The 21,630-nt window shown below is 47.8% G+C and carries 16 protein-coding genes; 6 read left to right on the plus strand and 10 right to left on the minus strand.

Features of this window, described 5'->3' with window-relative positions; all coding sequences use genetic code 11:
• Positions 1-32: 32 nt before the first annotated feature.
• From GZ78_RS12215 to GZ78_RS12235, 5 genes are all read right to left on the minus strand, one after another.
• Positions 33-2,765 carry a S8 family peptidase gene (locus GZ78_RS12215; RefSeq protein ID WP_034835815.1) on the minus strand — a complete coding sequence of 911 codons (2,733 nt, stop codon included), beginning with the start codon at positions 2,763-2,765 and terminating at the stop codon, positions 33-35.
• A 293-nt stretch (positions 2,766-3,058) separates the two neighbouring features.
• The gene (locus tag GZ78_RS12220) at positions 3,059-3,955 is read right to left on the minus strand and encodes an ROK family protein (RefSeq protein ID WP_034835818.1); all 897 of its coding nucleotides are present in this window, start codon (positions 3,953-3,955) and stop codon (positions 3,059-3,061) included.
• A gap of 33 nt (positions 3,956-3,988) precedes the next feature.
• Entirely contained in the window at positions 3,989-4,429 is a 441-nt protein-coding gene (locus GZ78_RS12225) for a PTS sugar transporter subunit IIA (RefSeq protein ID WP_034835821.1), read from the minus strand.
• Positions 4,422-5,936 carry a PTS fructose transporter subunit IIC gene (locus tag GZ78_RS12230; protein WP_034835823.1) on the minus strand — a complete coding sequence of 505 codons (1,515 nt, stop codon included), beginning with the start codon at positions 5,934-5,936 and terminating at the stop codon, positions 4,422-4,424. The genes GZ78_RS12225 and GZ78_RS12230 overlap by 8 nt, the downstream gene beginning before the upstream one ends.
• Before the next feature lie 22 nt (positions 5,937-5,958).
• Positions 5,959-8,637, minus strand: a complete 2,679-nt coding sequence (locus GZ78_RS12235; protein ID WP_051786098.1) for a glycoside hydrolase family 38 N-terminal domain-containing protein — start codon at positions 8,635-8,637, stop codon at positions 5,959-5,961.
• Positions 8,638-8,826: 189 nt separating this feature from the next.
• Here GZ78_RS12235 and GZ78_RS12240 point away from each other — a divergent pair, with 189 nt between their 5' ends.
• On the plus strand, positions 8,827-9,705 hold the full coding sequence (locus tag GZ78_RS12240; RefSeq protein ID WP_051786099.1) for a helix-turn-helix transcriptional regulator: 879 nt from the start codon (positions 8,827-8,829) through the stop codon (positions 9,703-9,705).
• A 92-nt stretch (positions 9,706-9,797) separates the two neighbouring features.
• Here GZ78_RS12240 and GZ78_RS12245 read toward each other — a convergent pair whose 3' ends face one another.
• From GZ78_RS12245 to GZ78_RS12255, 3 genes are all read right to left on the minus strand, one after another.
• Positions 9,798-10,223, minus strand: coding sequence for a hypothetical protein (locus GZ78_RS12245; protein WP_034835826.1), 426 nt, complete (start codon positions 10,221-10,223; stop codon positions 9,798-9,800).
• A gap of 64 nt (positions 10,224-10,287) precedes the next feature.
• On the minus strand, positions 10,288-10,995 hold the full coding sequence (locus tag GZ78_RS12250; RefSeq protein ID WP_034835828.1) for a M48 family metallopeptidase: 708 nt from the start codon (positions 10,993-10,995) through the stop codon (positions 10,288-10,290).
• 102 nt (positions 10,996-11,097) lie between these two features.
• Positions 11,098-14,241, minus strand: coding sequence for a type I restriction endonuclease subunit R (locus tag GZ78_RS12255; protein WP_034835831.1), 3,144 nt, complete (start codon positions 14,239-14,241; stop codon positions 11,098-11,100).
• A 187-nt stretch (positions 14,242-14,428) separates the two neighbouring features.
• On the opposite strand from GZ78_RS12255, the gene GZ78_RS12260 reads away from it, so the two are divergent.
• Both GZ78_RS12260 and GZ78_RS12265 read left to right on the plus strand, forming a co-directional pair.
• Positions 14,429-14,695, plus strand: coding sequence for a hypothetical protein (locus tag GZ78_RS12260; protein WP_034835834.1), 267 nt, complete (start codon positions 14,429-14,431; stop codon positions 14,693-14,695).
• Positions 14,696-14,855: 160 nt separating this feature from the next.
• Positions 14,856-15,344, plus strand: a complete 489-nt coding sequence (locus GZ78_RS12265; RefSeq protein ID WP_152558681.1) for a DUF29 domain-containing protein — start codon at positions 14,856-14,858, stop codon at positions 15,342-15,344.
• Positions 15,345-15,446: 102 nt separating this feature from the next.
• On the opposite strand, the gene GZ78_RS12270 is transcribed toward GZ78_RS12265, so the two are convergent.
• Complete coding sequence (locus GZ78_RS12270) at positions 15,447-16,751, minus strand: restriction endonuclease subunit S (protein ID WP_051786100.1); 1,305 nt, start codon at positions 16,749-16,751, stop codon at positions 15,447-15,449.
• Entirely contained in the window at positions 16,748-19,201 is a 2,454-nt protein-coding gene (locus GZ78_RS12275; RefSeq protein ID WP_034836625.1) for a type I restriction-modification system subunit M, read from the minus strand. The genes GZ78_RS12270 and GZ78_RS12275 overlap by 4 nt, the downstream gene beginning before the upstream one ends.
• A gap of 369 nt (positions 19,202-19,570) precedes the next feature.
• On the opposite strand from GZ78_RS12275, the gene GZ78_RS12280 reads away from it, so the two are divergent.
• The 3 genes from GZ78_RS12280 to GZ78_RS29455 all read left to right on the plus strand — a co-directional run.
• On the plus strand, positions 19,571-20,599 hold the full coding sequence (locus GZ78_RS12280; RefSeq protein WP_034835839.1) for a hypothetical protein: 1,029 nt from the start codon (positions 19,571-19,573) through the stop codon (positions 20,597-20,599).
• Positions 20,600-20,620: 21 nt separating this feature from the next.
• Positions 20,621-20,899 carry a hypothetical protein gene (locus tag GZ78_RS12285; RefSeq protein WP_152558682.1) on the plus strand — a complete coding sequence of 93 codons (279 nt, stop codon included), beginning with the start codon at positions 20,621-20,623 and terminating at the stop codon, positions 20,897-20,899.
• Between the two features lie 4 nt (positions 20,900-20,903).
• The coding region (locus GZ78_RS29455; RefSeq protein ID WP_034835844.1) for a hypothetical protein at positions 20,904-21,630 on the plus strand (727 nt) is incomplete at its 3' end.

Here is a 21,630-nt window from a genome sequence, read left to right on the forward strand (position 1 = left end):
CTCTTAAAGCTCAAACCAAAACAGTTCTCCTCTTAAAAATCGAAACCAACACTCATCATCAACATCGTATCGTCCAGCCCCTGAACATTATGGGCATTCTCTACACGTAAGAGGCTTACCTTGGCAAAACTATTAAGCTCCGGAAACGCTCTACGCACCACCACTTCATAATCGGTTTGGCGATGATCCGGTGCATAGTCCAGTGTGATATTGCCATAACGGAGATGACTTCCGTTATACCCCTGAGGCAATGTGAGCTCTGCCTGCCCTGACTGCACCGCCATGGGGCGGGTAACAAACGCAGCCATCGTAGTTTGTTCATCCAGTTTGGTCACAGCACCCAGACTGAGACTGTCGCTAAGCAGCTTATCTGAATGTTCTACAACTGCATTGTTACTGGCACGGTTGCGGGTTTGCCCCTGATAGTAACTCATTAACAAGTCCGTAGACTTTGTCGGCTTATAGTTCAGGTTGACGCTATAGAAGTGGGTTTGGCTGCCTTTTCCAAAATCCCAGATGCCGGAGCCTTCAGAACCCAGAACAGAGTCTCTTTCCCTGAGGCTGCCCACAGACAGGCTAACTTTAAGGTCTTTGGTCAAAGCGGTCGACAGCTCAGCATTCAGACTCTCAAACTTACTGTCTACTCCCCCTCTGGACGCTTTCTCTGGCTCGCCCTGGAAAGCACCTGCCTTCAAGGTCATACCTTCACCCAGAACCTGTTCGATATGCACACCTCGGGACGCTTCGTTAAAGCTCTGGAAAGGATTGGCAAAAGCTCGGGTTGTCGTCAGTTCTTTAATACTCGAAGAGTCGTCAGCCAATAAACCAAAGACAGACGAGGCATCCACCCCCTGACTGAAAAAAAACGTCTGATTTTTACTCATGGCAAATCCCAGAGTACCGGTGAGACTACCCAGAGATTCAAACGGCTTATCACCGCTTTTAGTAAACGACAACGTAACTCCTTCTGAAAGATCCACGCTCGACAAAGGCCTGGACGTAAATACTTGAAAGTAACGATCAGAATGTATTCGCCTGAGATCATTAACCGGGTTATTACCCGTCAGGGCACTGCCACTGTAAACAAAGCCAGCCTTGTCATAGGAATCGACAGCGACAAACTTAATCTCTGATAACTGCTGATCGACAATGTCACCAGTGGCAGCCGAAGCGTCCAAAGTGGAATCAGAGAGGTTCTGAACCTGCCCATTTTCACTCTGAATCTGAGCGACCCCAATCAGCTGTGTAGCCGCTTGAAGGTTCAACATGCCCTGTCCGTATACGGCATCTACGCCTGAGGCTCCCAGATCATCTGCCGAAGTAAATAGCCGGTTCACCACGGCTTTACTGTGACATTGTTTGGCATTAGCTCTTCCATCGCTGCTATCGCACAAATAGGAAAGAGAATTTGAACCGGGCAGTTGCAGCCCGGGGAAAGCAGCCGCTACTACTGCAAAGGCCCCACTCACCTGAGGCGCAGCCATAGAGGTTCCAGTCTTATAGCCGTGGCCACCGGGCACCGTTGAATAAATATGGGTTCCTGGAGCAGCCAGGCAGAATTCAGCACTGTCTCCACAACCATGAGAGCTGCTGTGCAACTGATTACTGCTGTTCACGTTGACGACCGAGATCCACTGCAAAGCCACATCGTTTTGCAATGAAGTGCCTTCATAAACCTTCGGAGCCATGGTGAAAATGGATGCCTGTTGCACTTGAGGGTTAAGGTTTTCATCCAGATTATTATGATTGCCTGCTGCAACGACACCGACCAAACCTGCCTTGAATGCACTCTGTGCCTGCTGGTATCGGGTAGAATCTGCGGTACCAAAAATATAACTCTTCAGGGTGTCATTAGAATAATTAACAGGCTGCCCGATGATATCGGAAGCCACCAGCGCTCTTGTCTCAGAGCTGTGCACATAGGCAAAACTCATATTGGCGACAGAGGCACCCTGATTGGCAGACCAAAGCAACAAACTGGCAGTAGTGGGCGAGGTTTCTGAGCAACCCTCTGAAATATTGGCACACCCGGACAGCACATCTGCGTTGTATGCGACACCATGAATGCCTGCGCCATCTTTATCCGCTGCAGCAATGCCGGCAACGTGTGTACCATGGCTGCCACTATCCTGCTCACCGTAATTAAGATCACAGGTTTGTGTGCCACAGTTTGGCAGATCGATACTTTCATTAAGGTCGTTATGAGTTGTATTCACACCACTGTCCAGAATCGCAATGGTAATCCCTTCCCCTGCTTGTCTGGCTCCAGCCGTTGAAGAAACATTGGAGTAGGCCTCCTTGGCGTTGATCTGATCCAGGTCAGAGCGGCGCTGGTACTCTTCTGTGTTGTAATACTCCGGGCTCTGGGGTGTCAGATTATTTGCACCTGTATCAGGCGGCGTTATCGGTGGACTACTTTCAGCCGGAGCAGCACTACCACCGCTGCTTCCACCGCCACCTCCTCCACCGGCCAGCGCCGCCAATCCGGCAGCCGCACCACCGCCGATCAGATACCATTTATTAAATGCAGGCTTGGCCGCAGCTGCTGTTTCGCTTGCGGCCTCTCCAGATTCAGAACCAAGCTCTGGCAATGATTCGACAGAATCGGGCGCTATCTCAGATGACTCCTGAGCTTCTGGCTCTTCTGTCTTCGAAGGTGTCTGTTCTTCTGCCTGAACGGATGAAGCCATCGACAAGATGAACGTCAGAAAAAGAGCCTTCAAGACTCGTATTTCTGTCTGGCTATAGAAGTGCTGATGCAACATAAGCCGTCCCTGTTTTCTTATAATTCTTCGTTTTGTTTTCTGTTTCCGTAAAGGTGCTGTCCGCAGCATTGCTCTGCAGAAAACGCCAAATTTATAACGGATGATGTTCAGAAAACAATCTTATTGTACTTTTCTTATACAGCTTTTTTAGGGAGGCAGTCTATCTTTTCAGAGACTTTTTTGAGGCAGTAAATTTCACACTTCCAGAATTTTTTTCACTAAAAAATCCAGATGGCATGGCGGCCAAGGGGTAAGAAGCCGCTCACACCTATGCATATTAACTTAGTCGTTTATCAACACCTCTCTGACTTCTCGATTTTATCCTTAAGATTAAAAAACGCCCCCAGCAGGTTGGCATCATTTCTATGCTGAGCAACGGTCACTTCAGTTTCGATAGAGAGTGAGTCACGCATCGTATTGATCGTACTCAGTGCAGACTTCAATTCTTCGCCAAACTGTGGGCGCTCAGTAATGCCTCCTGATACCACAATCAGCTCAGGGTCATAAACACATTGGAGATTCGTTAGCAGAACTGACAGATGCGAGTAGAATGCCTCAACCTCTTCCTGACAGGTTTGATTACCTGACTCAGCCAGCTCAAATACATTCTGACCCGACAGTTCGCGGTTCAGCTTCTCCGAAGCTCTTCGCACCATGTTGCCGGTGGAAGCCAGCCAGCTATAGGACGCCATACACTTCTGTTCATGGTCGTACTGAACCAGCATTCCGAACTCGCCACCGAGCAGGTGTTTACCTTTATGCAATTGACCATCTTTAATGACAGCACCGCCAACACCCGTACCACAGACGACAAAAAGGACATCGTTGTAGTCTTTTGCACTGCCCGCCCTGACCTCTGCCAATGCAGCACAGTTGGCGTCATTTTCCATGGCTACAGGAACATTGAAACGGTTCTGAAGATCTTCCCGGATATTAGGTCCATGAATACAGGGGATGGCACTGACCCCCTTAATAAGGCCATCATCGGTCACTGCCCCCGGAGCACTGATGGCCAGACCTTTAATTTCAAACGTTTCTGAGACATCAGCAAATACACGGCTGATCTCTCCATAGAGCTGATCAATATCGCCCTGCGGCGTTGGGAATTTGTCTTTTAGCTCGATGCTTCCCTGTTCATCCAGTACTCCGTATTTAACAAAAGTACCGCCCAGATCTATGGAAAGATACATATCAACCGTCCCTCGTATTTGTTCAGGGCTTACTCAGCAAATAGCCTGATTTACAATCTCAACAATATCAGCCGAAGAATCAGCTGTCTTCAGCTGGCTGCGGAAGTCAGCATGAACCAGCTTACGCGATAGTTTACTCAATACTTTTAGCTGAGAGCCGTCGTCAGAATCAGAGATGGCCAGACAGAACATGTATTGTGCCGAGGTATTATCAGTCAGCCCCCACTCAATTCCCTCCTGCAAGCGAATGAAGAATACAGCAGGATCTTTCACGGTAGCACTTTTGCAATGAGGGATAGCAAAGCCATCCATAAAGCCTGTGGAGCTCACAGCTTCACGAGCTTTTAACCCTTCAACAAAGGCACCAGCATCAGCTACGACACCAGTTTCCAGAGCCACTTTACTGATTGATTCAAACAAAGCTTCTTTAGAGGATGCATTAACATCCAGAATGACATTTTCCTGCTTAAGCATGAGCTACTTCTCCTGTCTCTTCTTTCTCGGCTTCTTTAAGGGCTTTTTTTTGTGCCTGCTTCAGACCAAAACCAATCATGCATGCGGTCACACTGACCCCGACACAGATAGAGAAGATCCAGGGCAGGAACGGCATAGGCTGCTCGATATAACCCACGAATGTACCCAGTGGAGAGCCTAAACCACCGTAAAACTTGGCACCAAAAGCAGTGACCAGTGCACCGGCTACTGCAGAGCCAATCACATTGGCAGGAATGAATACCAGAGGCTTACTGGCCGCGAAAGGAATGGCTCCTTCAGTGATACCCACCATACCCATCGCCATGGCGTTATTGCCCATGACAGTCTGATCAGAACTAAAGGAATTCTTGAACAGTTTGGTGGCCAGCCAGGCACCCAGAGGCGCCACAGAGATAGCCGCTTGAGCAGCCGTACCCGGTACAAAATTAGCGCCCTGGATACCGTATTTGGCAACGGTGTCAGTGAATACTGCAGTACCAAAAATCAGAGCAATCTTGTTAACCGGCCCACCCAGGTCAAAGCCAATCATCGCACCAATCAGGGCACCAATCAGAATGGGAGCAGCCGCGTATGCGTTAGACAGAGAATTCAAACCTTCATACAGAGCCGTCATCACAGAAGCTATTGGATGACCAATGCCGTAGAAAACAATGACAAAAACGGCAAATGTCGCCAGTAAAGGGATCACCATAATCGGAACGATCGGCATGATGATCTTTGGCCATGGAATCTGTTTCAGGTATTTAACGATGTAACCCGCCAGGAAAGCCACAATGATGGCTCCCAGGAAACCTGCACCGGCTTCTGTACCCAGGAATGCAGGATCATTAATGATGTAAGCACCGATCATGGCAGGCGCAATCGCCGGACGGTCAGCAATGGAGTAAGCGGTAAAACCTGCAAACAGAGGAATCATCAGCTTGAAACCAATCTGTCCCAGGGCAAACAGTTTGCTGAAGAACAGGCCACTGGCTGTTTCTACATCAAACCCCCAGTTCACCAGGTTGCCTGCATCATCCGCAGAAAAGGCAAAAATATTGGCAATCGCCAACAACAGGCCTGCCGAGATACACATCGGAATCATGTAGCTAATGCCACTCATCAGATGTTTTACTGCACTGTTATTGGTTTTACCCAGAGAAACGTTACCGACTGTTTCGCCCTTCACTGAGTGCTTTTGAGCGGTTTCAAAAGCCTGCTTGATCAGACCTTCAGGGTTCTCAATTGCGGCTTTAACGTAGGTCTTCATGACCTTCTTGTCGATAAAACGGTCAAGGCTGACATCAATGTCTGCCGCAATAATGATGACGTCGGCTTCCTGAATTTCTTTTGAGGTGAATTCATTTTCAACGCCAATGGTGCCATGGGTTTCAACTTTAACGTCGTACCCCATGGCTTTGGCAGCATTCTCAAGGCTTTCTGCCGCCATGAAAGTATGTGCGATGCCTGCTGCACACCCCGTAATGGCAAGGACTTTCTTACTCATAAGTCACTCTCCAAGCTCTTAATCAGAAAAGTTCAATCAGGAATGTTTTAATTTCGCCTGGCTTCATCGTGTCCAGGTCGATCGTATTGTCGAAAAAGCCAAGCTGAGTTCGCTCTGCAAGGTCGGTCTCGGTTAACTGTTTCGGTGCTGTGTTGAATTCAATGTTTGCCTTCACCTGCTGCTCATTACTGACATTCAGCAGGCGGAGCACATAGCTGCGACCATCATCGGCCAGCTTGAAGAGAGAACTGACCAGATGGTCACTGAGCTCTATTTTGCGGAACAACTGGAATTGACTGTCCAGATCTCGACGCATGCGGTTGGAAACAAAATATTTCAGCGGACCGGTAAAGCGGTTCAGTTCCTGCTTTTGGTAATGAAGAACAGGTGTCGTCCAGTCCTGCTGGCGTCTGCGTAACTCCGCGAAACGGAATTCAGAATCCAGACTGATAGCAAATTCACATTCCAGGGTTTGCAGCAGCTGACTGTCTGGTGCCGGGATATAGCGGAATTCATTGCCTGATGCTTTACCAGGGCGGCGCTGAAGGCCTGGTTTGCCCAGCCAGCCAACGCTTCGGAAAGCCGTCAGCTCAATGAATTGCCCCTGATCACCGGTGATTTCGTACTCTTTGATGCCACGGGTAAAAGCGGTGACAGAGCTCTGGTCATCATGCAGGTTGACGATATTCAGCATCGGATAAATACCGGTAGGCTCTTCGTTCCAGCCCAGCTCCTGCCAATTATCCATTTCAGTCTGACGAACTGGACGTTCTATGCAGCCAAAAGGTGTGTCTGAAAATGAGGAAGTAGAGGCGATACCTGTATCAATCCGAACTCTCAACCGGTGATCTTTGCAGGTATTGTCCACCAGCAGACGACATTGCACCTGACCCTTGTTCTCCAGTGAAATCTGCAATGTGTAAGGCAATTTTGTGAAGGTTTCACTGCGCTCCTGACCTTCAATACCTTCTGGCAGTTCAACGCAGCCCCTGATTTTCAGGGTCTGCGTCAGCGTGTCCGCTTCAGCAGAAAACTCTGCACCGGTAAAGTCGAAAACCAGAGGCTCATCCCCAGCCAGTGGTGAGTAATCATAGGTATCACCATCATCCGCCTGGTCCACCAGAGTGATGAAATTCTTGAGCAGTCTTCCCGTACTCTTTTCTTTCAGATTCAGCTGACCATTAATGACCGCCAGTTTATAGTCATTATCTTCTATAGCTGCCAGAGTCAGTTCCTGACGGGTTACGGAGAGCTCCTGAACACCTTCTTCTACTCTCAGGTTGCAGTAGGAGAGCGGTTTCATTGAGTGCCTGAAAGCAATATCAATCTCGTGATAATACAACTCCGGATCGTTTTCGCTTTCATCCCGCTTGATAGAACCGTTGTAGACTTTGCGGACATCTTCTACTTCAAAAGGAATACTCTGGCCATTCAGCGTGATGTCAAAGCAGGGCTTTTTGGTACTGATGGTGGCTGTGATCTTCTTGTCAGATCGGTAAGCCAGTGTATTGAAGAGAGTCAGTGTACTGTCTTCAGGTGTTGCTTCAGAAATCTTGCGAATCAGATAATCAATGTGGGCATCAATGCGTTCATCGGCATTAATAAAGCGGTTCAGAATCTGATAATTGGTTTTGTCGGTATTACAGCCGCAGGCACTGTCATGGGCATGGTTTTTCAGAACACCTTTCCAGATGTTATCAACCGTGCCGCGCTTGTGCTCCAGTCCCAAAGCTGAACCCATCGCCATCAGAGGCTCCAGGGTATTGATGAGCTTCCGCTCTACCCTGTCATTCATATACTTGTGATCGTAGCGTGAGGAATAGATCGAGCGGTGAATCTTGGAGTTTTCCGAATCCAGCATTTCTCCCTGAATGGTGTTCAGCTTGCTGGTATCAATATCTTCAAATACTTGACGATAGTCGCTTTCTACAAACTCATATTCTTCAACTTCGCGGTTGGCCTTAGCAATTTTTTCCTTAAAATCAAAGTCTACGTAGCGCTGGTCACCCCCTACCGGGAATACACCAAAATCGAAGTGTGACGCCTGACTGTTGGTATCAGCAGTAGCCCGAATATCGTTTTCATTCCCCCAAATCAATGCTCCGCCCGGGTAGTAACCTTCACGAATGTTGTAACAGGTCAGCTGAGAACCATCTTCGCTCTGCCATAGAAATTCGCGATAGGCACTCTTGCTGCTGGACAACCCGCGCCAGAAAACAAAGCGAGTCAGACCAAAACCATTGAAAATTTTGGGCATATCCTGACTCTGGCCAAAGGAATCCGGAACATACGCAATGTCCATGGAGTGCCCCATGGCTTCGGCATAGTGATATCCGGTTTGCAGATTTTTAACAATGGATTCACCGGCCACAATCATCAGGTCTGACTGGGTATACCAGGGGCCAATCAGTAAACGCTTATCCGCAACCTGTCTTTCAATGGCCTCGCGGTTTTGTGGGCAGTTACTGAGATGATCTTCAATCAGGCTGGTCTGGCCATCCAGCAAATAGCTCTGTAACAGATTGGAATCCAGTGCATATAACAACTCATCCATGTGGTAGTCGAGCTGGATTTGAGACTCATTCTGGGTGAAATACCACTCATAATCCCAATGGGTATGAGCAATGGTATGAATCTTTTTGACTTTAGAAGGGCTGTCTCCAGACGTCTCTTCCAGCGCTTGAGGGTCGTGAGCTGTCATTGGCAATCTGTGTGAAAGTTTGGAATAAGGAAGTGCTGACACTATATTCAATCGCTTTTCACGGCAGTACCCGAGATTTGAATGATTATGCTCACTTTTGTATCAAGGTGATAAAAACTTGACCCCGGTCAAAATCTGACTGATCAAAAATTATCATTATTACCTCGCATCTTCTTATGGAAAATATGAATGAGCGACGCCCTGCAAATCCAGCAACAGATCAATGCGTTTTTAAATAGTCGCAGGATCTCGCGTGTCTGGTTTGCGGCCAATAATGATGCGCCTCCGGTGAATGCCTGCCAGGTCAACTTCCCAAGACTGTCACTGGTATTGTCGGGCACTTATGATGTGCAAATCAGCGATCATGGCTCTCTGCGTTCTATAGAGGCCAGTCCCGGGGACGTGATTTATATTCCTGCTCATTGCTGGGACCTTCCCACCTGGCGGCAACAAAGTCAGACACTGACGTTTATGTTTGCCCATCGGCAAATTGGTTTGAGCCTGAATCAATGCAGCTCTACCGATCAGGTTTCATCACTGGCCAGAACCTCAATACCCGAACCGCTGGCTGATGAAGGAATACTGATCCAGAAAGCCATTGAAGCCATCGCCTCCAGTCCGAACGATAACCCCGCAGTTAATTACCTCGCCGAAGCTCTGATACAACACACTTCTCATCTTATTCCCAAAGAAACCAGCCATCTCGTGAATCGAACTCAGAGTCGCTGGGAAGCCATATGCTTGTATCTCCAGAAAAATTTTGGCTCTGAAATTACTCGAGACAAAGTCGCGGAAGAGTTTGCCATCACTCCCAACCACCTTTCCCGATTGTTTCGCCAGGAAGGCCGTATGGGATTCAATGACTACCTGACTTTTGTTCGCATCGACAGAGCCAAACTGCTACTGAGCCGATACCAGCTAAACCTTGATGAAATAGCGACACGGACTGGTTTTAAAGGCGGGGATTATCTAGGGCGAGTATTCAGAAAACATACCGGCCTGACACCCGGAGAGTATCGGGCCAAGTATGCTCGAAAAGAGCTTGAAGCGGAGCAAAGGCAGCTTTAAGCATTAGCTTTCTCTTCAATCACCTGAATAACGATGATTTTCAGGACCGTCATGTGAGAGCTACCAGACGAGAGAACCACCAGACGAAAAAACTACGGACTGACCAGCAACTTCACCGTTTCAGCCTTCACCTGCCCTGGCTCTCCGGCTTCCAACAGTCTAATGCTCTGAACTCTGAGCCCTCTGGCATACATATCAGAAAAACCATTAACAAACGATTCTACTGACCCTTTCTTGATATAGATTTCAGCCTGCTGGGCATTACCTTCCCGAACGCCAATTTGCAGCCCATTATGATCCGCTACCTGCTGCATCAGTACCTGCCAGTCGGCCAGATTAATCGGCTCGGCCTTGGGCATGGCGAGCTCTTGAGCCTGATGCTGGGCTCTTTCCAGCAGCTGGGTCAACGCCGGGAGGGGGCTGACTGGTTTTTCTACGGGTTTGAATTTCAAATAAAGAATCGCCGTTCCGGCCAGAACCAGAATCAAGATTATGATTTTAATCAGGGCTTTATTCATAGGATTCCCATCAGTGAGTTCTATGTTGCAAAGTCGTATTAGACACTACAGGTGCCTGATTGATTCAATACTTCCAGCCTGCACCACCCAGAGGCTCACCATTTAACAGATCTCGACTGAGCCGCCATTGAGGCAAAAAACGATCCATATACGCTTTAAACCGGTCGTTATGGTGGCGTTCCAGTAGATGAACCAGCTCATGCACCAGAATATATTCCAGGCACTCAACCGGCTTTTTCACCAGCTCCAGATTAATAAGAATCCTGCTTGCTGATGCATGGCAGGAACCCCATCGAGTTTTCATTTTCCGAACATGCCACTCAGCGACCTCAACCCCTATAACCGTTTGCCATTTCTCAAGCAGTGGCGGAATTTTCTGTTTTAATTGCTCCCGATACCACTGTGTTAACACCTTTTCACGGTTAGCTTGACGGGTTCCCGGAGAGACGGATAATTGCATCCAGTGATTATTTTTCAATATTAATGAATGCTGTCCATACTGCTCAATGATCTCAAGACGGTAGCGCCTCCCCAAAAAATAATGACTTTCGCCTGCCACCATTTCCCTGGGTGACTGCCTTGGCTGAGCGTCAAAAGCCGCTTGCTGCTTCCTGATCCAGGCCAAACGGGAAATAACGGCCAGCCGGACACTTTCGTCCGAAACATGTTCAGGAACAGCGATTCGTACCCGGCCATCTGGCGGATAAACTGCCAAATGCAGATTTTTAATAGTCTTGCGAACAACCTCCACAGGAATATCCCGAACCATCATAAGGTTGTCTTTTGAGCTCTCTGGGGCGTTCAATCAGCAATGGCCTCTTGTTGATGCGGCTTCGTCCATACGTATCAATAACTGTGTATCAATAACTGTGTATCAATAGTCACCCTGACTCTTAACAAGTTCAACAATAGCATCCAACGGGCCACCGTGTTCACCCAAAGCCTTTTGAATGGCATTGCGGACTTTTTTCAGTTTGAACCGCTGGTCTCTCCACCCTTCATTTTTAGAGTTCATTACGGCTTGATCAACTTTTAAAGCCAATGCTTCATTCTGATTCAAGTTGTCATAGAGCGCGCGCCGAGCAGCTGTTTTTAACGAAGACGGATAACGCCCCCCCGTTCCCTCTGGCTTAACCACTTTACCTGCCAGCTCTTTAACTCTTTGCAGATATTGCTCATAGTCAACCGCTTCTTTCTTGCGCTGCTTGATCAGGGCATCCAGAAGTTCTGACATTTTATCGTAGTACCTGGGATTGTTAGCCTGGGCATCGATAATGACCTTACGCATATTATTCTCTATGGTTTCCGCCATAGAGTCCTTATCCTTGCGAATATTCCCGGGTAGCTTTTGCAGCTCGCTCAAATCATTCTCAACAATCAGGTCAATCAGCCCCAGCTCTTCGAAATCGGCAAGGGTTTCACTGTCATCGGCACGGATGTAGTTATCGAACAGGTGACGCATGGCAGGTTCATAGAGCTTCATATCGAGATAATCGGCACTGGCCAGTTTGACCTCCTTGCAGACATCATCAAAGTGAGTCACATCTTTCTTGACTTGAGCAATCTGCTCAGGCGTAAAGCCCGCTTCAGGCATTTCATTAGCAAGGTTGGAATAGGCTCTGAGAAGAGAGCCAACCGCCTTGTACAAGGCGACACGTTTAGGTTCATTTTCCTGTAGAGCGTCTTTATCGCTGGTGTCTTCCGCACAAAAATAATGAAGGTAATCTTTAGTCGCTCTTGGCTCTTTGACCGGTTCGCAAATCGCTTTTACCGTCTCCAGAGCAGCTTCCAGCTGCTCCCGCCCCTTTTCCAGCCGATCACTCAACAGTCCTTCAACATCCTTCTCGTCATAGCCATCCAAAGCCCCTCCGGTGTAATCATTAATGGCACCTTCCAGACGCTTGAACAGATCCTTGTAATCGACGATATAGCCATACTCCTTATCATTACCGTCCAGGCGATTCACACGACAGATGGCCTGAAACAGGCCGTGATCCTGCATCTTCTTATCGATATAGAGGTAGGTAGCTGAGGGCGCATCAAAACCGGTCAGCAGTTTGTCCACCACAATCAACAGGCGCATTTGTCCCGGTTCTTTGATAAAGCGTTCCTTGACCTGAATTTCAAACTTCTCGGTCATACCCATCGCTCTATCTTCAGGCAGGTCAAAGTAGTCAGCCAGCATTTTGCGATAGATTTCATACTGCTTGAGCTTTTCCGTCAAACCTTCACCGCTCTCTTCCCCCGTGATATCGCTGGTAGCCGGTTTATAGCTGGTGATAATGGCGCACTTGCCCTTCAGGTCAGTCTGGTTGAACATTTCATAGCATTTACAGGCCTGATAAATGCTTGAACAGACCAGCATGGCATTGCCATGACCATCCATCAGTCTGGGCTTGGTTTCCATATCCAGTAGAATATCAGCGACAATTTTTCGCAAACGATCCTGGCTGGACAGCACCTTCTGCATGGTGCCCCATTTCTGCTTTAACTGGCTTTTCGCCAAGGCAGAAAGCCCTTTGGTTTTGGCTTCAAACCACTCATCAATTTTTTTCTGGTTGGTAATACTCTGATCGATATCACGGGCTTCATAACGAAGATCCAGTACTACTTCATCATTCACCGCTTCATTAAATTTGTAGGTGTGAATGTAAGTGCCAAACACTTCGATGCTTTTCTTCTTATCTTTCTTCAGCAGTGGCGTACCCGTAAAACCAATAAACAGGGCGCTGGGCAGAATCAGCTTCATAGCCTCGTGCAATTTACCGGACTGGGTTCGGTGACACTCATCCACAAAGACAAACAGCTCGCCTTTGGCTTTGAAACCATGAGGCAGGCTCTTTTTCATAGCCTCGATAAACTCTTCGGTAGCCTTGTCATCTTCTTTTTCAGAACGACGACCAAACTTGTGAACCAGCGAGCAGATCAGCCACTTATCGTGATCGTTCAAGGTGCTGATTAATGTCTCGCCACTGGGTGCTCTGAAAATATCTTCATCGACACCGTTAAAGACCTTTTGGATTTGCTCGTCCAGTTCGGTTCGATCGGTAATAATGATCACACGGGAGTCGTTAATATTTTCCTTGATCCACTTGGCCAGCCAAACCATGGTCAGACTTTTTCCGGAACCCTGAGTGTGCCAGATGATGCCGCCGTCTCGGTGGGCAATGCGCTTTTTTGCCGCCTGAACACCAAAATACTGGTTCTGCCGACAGGTCTTTTTGACGCCAGCATCAAACACAATAAAATCGTGGATCAGTTCCAGAAAACGCTTCTTATCACACAGTCGGAGCAAGGCGCAGTCGAGAGGATTATCAGAACGGTTACAACCATCACCAGACAAAAACTTATCTTCATCCGCAAGCTTTGGCGTCCAGGACGGATTCTGCTCTTTCCAGCTCAGATAATACTTTTCCTGTGTTTCAATAGTTCCGTAGCGCAAACCTTCCGTATCATTACCCGCCATAACCAGCTGCTGGGTGGCATAAAAATTACGGATAAAGTCTTTTTTCTGGTTGTCCAGATTCTGACGAATGCCTTCACCAATGGATACTTTTGAGCGTTTCAGCTCCAGCACACCCAGAGCAATACCATTCACATAGATAACAATATCGGGTCGTTTATTGTTGACGCCTTTGATAGACACTTCTTCAGCAATGGCGAAACGATTATTTTCAGGCGTTGTCCAATCGATCAGCCAGACAGTCTGGTTCTGTTCACCCGTGCCTTCTTTGACCTTTACGCCGTATCGCAGCAGCCGGTAAACAGCTTTATTGGCATCGTAGAGGTTTTTACCTTCACCCAGTGCGGCCTCTTTGTTCAACACCCACAAGGCTTTATTAATCAGTACGTCGTTATAGCCCTGTCTGGAGAGAAAGGTCGTCAGCAAACCTTCCTCTATATTGCGATTATTCTCCCGGGACTCCCAGCTGCCCAGATAATCATAATTCAGATGATCCTGAAATAACCGGACAACTCGATCCAGGGTTGCCCGTTCCTTTTGGCCGACGGTACTCATACCACATCCCCTTTTCTGAACCTTCAATCATTCACAAGACTGTCGACGGCTATCTTGCCACAAGCCAACCAACAGAGCGACTCTCCCCCAAAGTTGGAGCACAGACTGTAAAAAGTTTTGCTATGCTGCTAATCGCTAATCTCGCAGTATAAAAACGACTCTTTTGAATAATGAGTGGAGAAGTGGTGTGTCTCTTGAAGCCAGAGTAGAAATGATGGAATCTCGGCAAGATGAGCTTGAACAGGCTTTTCGTGAAAATAACCGGGTGCTGAAAGGCGTCATGGATACTGTTGCCCTGATTCTCAATGAACACAGAGACACCCGCAAGGAGCTCTTTGAATTCAGGCAGGAGCATATGGCGTTTAAACAGGAAATACGAGAGCGTTTTGATAAACAGGAAGAAAAATCCAGCCAGCTTGAGTTGCTGATACGACAGAATATCCGCCAGAACTGAGATTCTGGCAATGATCAGTTTCATGTTCTGCTCAACTCAGCACATGTACTGAATTTCATGCTCGAAAGCCGAAGTCCGACAGGCTCCCAGTCGTTCATTTCGTGTTCGTTGTGGTTTCTGGTCTACAGTGGGTAATTATGGATTGACTGGCGCAGAGCTCATGATGGAAAACCAATACACAACCGATTACCATGGCTGGATCAGCCAACAGCGGGAACTTTTGAAAAACAAACAGTTCGGTGATCTGGACGTACCCAATCTGCTTGAGGCGATGACGCTACAAATAGGCGATATATCCAGTACCCTTGAGTCACACTTGACGATACTGTTGCTGCATCTGCTGAAATACCAGTACCAGACTCTGGTCATTAATCCGTTATTGACAGAGCCTTATAACTGCCGGGACTGGTTCGGAAGTATGGATCGGGCGAGAACCGATATACTGACACTGATCCGCAAAAACCCATCCTTGAAACGTCTGACCGATGAAGCATTATCCGATGCCTACCCACAGGGCAAAAAAATGGCCATCAAAGAAATGAACCGCTACGTCAAGAAGCACCAAAGGCTCGATGACAGCAGTTTTCCGGCAAAATGCCCCTGGACTTACGAGCAAGTCATCAAAGAAGACTGGCTGCCGGAAGCTTAGGGGAGGAGGTATTGACCGGCATTCGTAAACATCAAACTTTGCCTTCTGCGTTTGACTGACCCACTGAATTCGTCACACAGTGTATGACGAATTCAGTAGCTCTTATATCAGCCGGGTTCTCCCTGTTAGCAGTTCTTGCATCATGCCTTGTTTGAGTTGGTGGGTTTTGGTTAGACGTGTCTGAAGTGAGTTCAGGTCTGTTTCAATATTTGACAATACTTCAGCAATGGCTTCTTGCTCCTTTGCTGAAGGGGGTAATGGAATTGCAAATTGCTCCATCTCGCCTTTTTGCGTATGAACCAGAGCTGATGCACCGTGTGCAGACTCTTCAATCTCTTTAGTCAAGACCTTCAAAGTAAAGTAAAAGAAAGTTTCTTTCACTTTGGTTTCATCTACTACCAGTTTCCATGTGTGGTAATTAAGAAGAGCGTCACCACCTTTCCACACATGTGGGCCAAAGGAGGTGCCTCGGCTTCCTGACCATGCAAACAGTAATTGATTATTTTTTACAAAAATCTTCGGGTCATAGTGTCCCGAGTAATAATTAAACTCTTCAGAACCATTTAGGTTTTGAATTCTGATTATTGGTAATCCTTCCGTTTCCCATTCGTGAGGTTTAAAGCCTCGCCCATTAATCAATGTACAAAACTCTTTTAATCTTGGGGTTTCCCAATCCTCCGGAATCACCCCAAGCTCAGTCTGCTTATAGCCTTTGGGTTCACCATTGGGATGGCGTTCAAACTCAGGCAGGCGCTTTTTCCCCGTCAGCAGTTGCTGCATAGTGGCGGTTTTGATGGCGCGTTTTTTGGCGATCAGTTTTTCCAGTGAGGTGATTAGGGTGTCTATGTCGGATAGGACTTGCGAAATCAGTTGTTGTTCTTCAAATGGCGGAGCAGGTAAAACAAAATTCCTTACAATGTCTGATGTCAAATTTGTAAAGACACCACCATGAGTTGCTGATTGATTTAGCTTACTCTGCTGTGTTTTAAAAAAGTGGTATAAGTAGTCTCTATTAATATTTCCAGACAGATTAATCAGCCCTAGAAATCCATCATGGATACAAGCATCAACTGCCAATATTGATGGAATGCCAACTGTGCCTGAACATACAACGGTTAACGTTCCTTTTGAGCAGGGTCGACTCTTTTTGGCTCCCTCTTCTGTTAAGCTATCAACGATTGGAGTGACATACTTTATATCACGAGTCACATCCTCAACCATCAGGCGTGGTATTGTTCCTCCATAATATCTTTTATCACCTTTTGGTCTGGGGCTTGCTCCCCTTATTACTTCTGCTATATCTGCTACTGTTTTAACTGACCAGTCCTCAGGAATAACCCCAACCTCAGTCTGTTTATACCCTTCAGGCACCTGACCACTGTCGACTGCTAACTGCAACTGACTCACCAGCTCACCCCCATCTTTTTCAGATGCTCGTCCACCTTACCAGCCAGGTCACTCACTGTTTTCGTCAGCTCCGGCAAAGGTTCGGCATAACGCTCTTCCAGCGTTTTCACCCGATTCGCCAGCTGCTGGGTAACACGCTCCACTTCTGCTTCAATGTCGCCTTTGATGGTCGCAAGCCATTTGTCTTCAATCACCAGTTCCTTAATCTGATTGATATCCAACTCCGGGTATTTGTCGTATACCGCTTGATCCAGTTGGGTCTGGGCACCTTTAACGGCTTTGTTGGCTGCGGCTTCTTTGTTAAACAGGCTCTGGCACTTTTTCAGAGCTGCGATTTCGCCATCACCCGACAAAGCGTTTTTCAGGGCTTTCAGTCTGGCAGTGACGGTTGCCTTGGTGACTTTCTCTTTGTCGTTTTTCGCTTCTTCCAGCAAACCATCTTCGCCACCGCCGGAGCCCGATGAAGAGTTCTCTTCTATATAAGTTTCTACAGCCTGAGTCGCTTCATCCTTTTTTGCCTGCAACTCGTTCACAGCTTGCTGCTCATCGGCAAAATAGCGGGCGATGATCAGGTGGGGCGGAATCAGGTCTGACTTGTATTTGACCTTGTTAATCACCAAATCTGGCGTTTCTTTCAGCTTCTCGCCTTTGGCGACTTTCAGAGTTCGCAGTACGTTACCGGCTTTCCAACCGTCCTGAGTGATCACATACACATCGTCTTGCAGGGTTTCTTCCCAGTATTCCATCAACAGCTGGTAGATGTCGTATTTATCCAACAGGTCGGCTTGGGTAAAACGGGTCAGCAGGTCTTCAGACAATGTGTGAATCAGTGCCTTGGCATCGTCGCCAACGGTCAGGCTTTCCAGTCGGCTCAGGTGCTCAGCTTCCCACTGTTCATACACCGTGAGCGCCCTGGTGGAGAAGGTTTTGAATTCCTGATGTGCCAGAATGGTGGTTTTAACCTGTGCAGCTTCTATGCAGGCATCGCTGTAACCTTTGAGGTCAGACGGTTTAAACAGGGTGCTGCGAAGATTGGGGAACACTTTCCAGAAGCTGCCCAGAGCATCAATGTCCCTTTCAGGAATACCGCCGCGCATATGGGCGGTGAGGTCGTGGAGGTCTTCAATATCAGTCGAGTCGATATAACGGGGGATGTTCAGGTTGTAGTCGTTATCTTCGATTTCCCGATAGTTCACCATGCGGGCATAACCCGGCAGAGTGGTCTGGCGGGTAAAGATATCCACAATTTTATGGATATCCTGAGCACGCAGACGGTTTTTATTACCGTCTTTCATAAAGCCCTTGCTGGCATCCACCATAAAGATACCGGAGCGGGACGACGCCTGAGCTTTATCAATCACAATAATACAGGCAGGAATACCGGTTCCGTAAAACAGGTTAGCAGGCAGACCAATAATGCCTTTGATATAACCCTGCTTAATCAGGTTCTGGCGAATACTGGACTCTACATTGCCACGGAACAGAACACCGTGAGGCAGAATTACCGCGCCTTTACCGGTGCTTTTCAGAGATTTAATAATATGCAGCAGGAAAGCATAATCACCATTTTTCTCTGGCGGAATACCGTATTCAAAACGACCAAATTCATCGTCTGCCGGATTCAGCCCGGTGTTCCAGGCTTTAAAAGAAAACGGCGGATTAGCTACGGAAAAGTCAAAGCGCTTCAGGCTACCATCGGCTTCTTTCCATTGGGGCGATGACAGAGTGTTGTCCTGCCAGATTTCCGCTTCTACATTGTCGTGCAGAATCATGTTCATACGCGCCAGTGCGGAGGTAGCGTTATCCATCTCCTGTCCGTAGATGGTCAAACCTCGGGATGCCTGATCAGCCGCTTTCAACAACAAAGAACCGGAGCCACAGGTCGGGTCGTAAACGGTTTGATCCTGAGCGGTGTCTTTCGTGATACCGACGACCTTCGCCAGAATCTGGGAGACTTCGGAAGGGGTATAGAATTGTCCCTTACTTTTACCGGATTCGGTCGCAAAGTGACGCATCAGAAATTCATAGGCATCACCCAGCAGATCATCGCCCTGGGCCTGATTTGCACCCAGATCCAACCCCTGAAAAATACCCACCAGCTTCGACAGCCGGTCTTGCATCTCCTTGCCTTTGCCCAGCTTGTCTTCATCGTTGAAGTCGGCCACATCAATTACGCCTTTCAGGTCGTTCTCCTGGGCCAGCGCACCGATGATCTTATTGATCTTGTCGCCTATCTCTTTGTCGCCTTTCAGGGCAACCATGTCGGTAAATGAACCACCTTCAGGCACTTCCAGCAGAAAATCAGAGTCGTTGTCTGCTTTATCAGAGACGTACTTCATGAACAGCATCGTCAGTACATAATCCTTGTACTGGGAAGCATCCATCCCCCCACGCAGCTCGTCGCAGCTTTGCCAGAGAGAGGAGTAGAGTTCGGTTTTTTTAATGGCCATGGGAATTCCGACAAGAGCAGCCCACTGAGTCAGTCGACAGCAGGAATGGGTGATAACGTTGATGATCGTCTTATTGTACTGTCTGATCGGCAGACTGGATAGGCAGGTCCCGTTTGCACTAGGAGGCTGAGCGTTAATATGCATACCTACTCCGTTCATCCTGAGCTTGTCGAAGGGTGCGGGTAATGCACTTCGACAAGCTCAGTGCGAACGGTATAGAGTACATCGCTTAGCTGCACCAGTCTGTTTTTGTGCCCCCCTATAAACGACAACAGATCTATAGCCTTATTGTTTCATTTCGCCTCGATACGGTAGACTAGCCGACAACCTATAAGACAAAAATTCAAAAGAGATGTTAAAGGATTAGCTATGAGCGTGATGTCGGTTCACTCTTCGCTGGGAAAGCACAACATTCAGTCTTTTCAACACGACGGCGGTTTTCTGCTGTTTGATCGGGATACCGATGGCCGAAGCGGTCGAAGAATCCTGATTAATGCCCAACTGGCCAACAAGTTTTCAGCCCTGATCAACCATGACAGCAAGGGACAACTGGTCATTGCTGGCATCAAGCAACTTCGGGCCAAAGGCGGCGGTATCAACAGCAACAGTTGCAACAGCAAGCCTCAGCGCCATATGGATGCCATTGGGCATGTACTGGTCACCTACGAAATTCATCAGTCCTCCCCCGACGATCCCTATGACGGGATTCGGATTATTGATCTTGATCTGGCGGATTTCGCAGGCAGTCGAGAGCCGGGGTTTTATCGGGTTGAAAAGGACCCAGTCAAAAAAGAATGGGCCGCCAAGAACAGTAAACCTTCGAAAAACATTAAAACCCAAAAAGCAGCTATTAATGGCCGGGTAGAAAATTTCGACCGAGCGAGTAAACAATTATTGCCTGAGATGGTTGAAAAAGCTTATGGCAGCGCTGAAACTGAAGGCTTTGATTTTTTCTATCAACCTCCCTCACTGCTTCGACGAGGCCTCAGCTGGCTTACTCCAGCCCAGAAGCGAGTCAATAGCCAAATCGCCAGCCAACGTCTGGCAAAAGGCCTGCTGGAAGCCCAAAAGAAAAAGCAGACGGTTCAGTGGGTCATTCATGGTGACGGTGCCACCTTGTTTGCCCAGGCGCTGGATCAGCTGAAAGGCCACAAGTTTGACCAGCATGAAGTGCTGTTTGCAGGGCTTCCCAAGCAAAAACTGGGCCCGGTTATGCAAACCATGAAACAGGCTGGTATTGGGTTTCATAAGGATATTATCAAATACAACCCCCATGACTGGAATGCATTAAACAACCGTGTGTGGGGGATGTCGGGGCTTTACCGTGTGATTGAATCTCTGGGCGATGAATACGAAGATCGCTTGGGGGTATTGAAAGCGCAAGCCGGTGGCGACTGAGAAACTGCTCTGGGCATGGGCATGAGTGCCTTTAAAGGGGGTGGGGTGGTTGCGGCCGCCTTTTACGCGGGCGCTGAGCCCGGTATTGCGTTGGGGGCCGGTTCGGCCTATGGGGTGTACAAGGCCTATCGGAAACTCAAATCGTTACGAAACCTGGCTGGCAACAGGAGTAGCAGGGCCAGTCTCAACCCCCATATGCACCCCTTCAAAAGTAGGGCTGAGTTTGAGCATCATGTGGCAAAAAGCCATGGTGGCCAGCTGAATTCATTTCTGGCTTTGGTTGGCATGAGTAGAGGTTAAACCGATGTTGTGGTTAAAACGATTAACGGCTTCCAAGATGAAACCGGTTGGTATTCCCGATTTTAATAAAGCCCCCTGGCGAACGATTAACCTCTCTGGTACAGAACTCAGATTCAAAAATCCATCTCAAACCACAGGTATTTTTGCTGAACACTTTCCTGATAGATTCGACCTGTACGATGATAACTATGAGTTATGGCCAGATGGCCTTGGTATGACACAGGATATATTTAAAAGTGGCTGGTCATTTTTCGATCATCTGATCTGGGGGGAAGGTAGCGTAGGGGGACTAGATGTATACATCCAAGTTCAGAGAAGACACCCTCACAATCGCAGCATTGATTCCCTGTTCAAAGATGAAGATGCCAGACAGTGGATACAGCGAATTAATGATAATAGCTTTAATGATTCAGATTCAGATCAAAACTGGATATATCCCAGGGCCGCCCATGAACTGCCGATCTCCGAGATAAATGGGACGGCATTTTACTCTTATAAAGCAACTGATTGGCCTCATACATGGAAGAGTTATTTTGAAACTCCTATCACTGACGATCATCTTCTGATCTTTCGATTCAACCCCTCTTCATGGCACAAACACTTAATCAACGATCTCGATACAGTGTCAGAAGCAGCAGAGAAGACGGTTCAGTCCTTTATGGAAAACGTCCATATCAAGCTATCGGACGATGCGCTTCGGTGCCAGGCGGTTTATCAAAGCCAACCCTGTA

Source organism: Endozoicomonas numazuensis (assembly GCF_000722635.1).
GTDB lineage: Bacteria > Pseudomonadota > Gammaproteobacteria > Pseudomonadales > Endozoicomonadaceae > Endozoicomonas_A > Endozoicomonas_A numazuensis.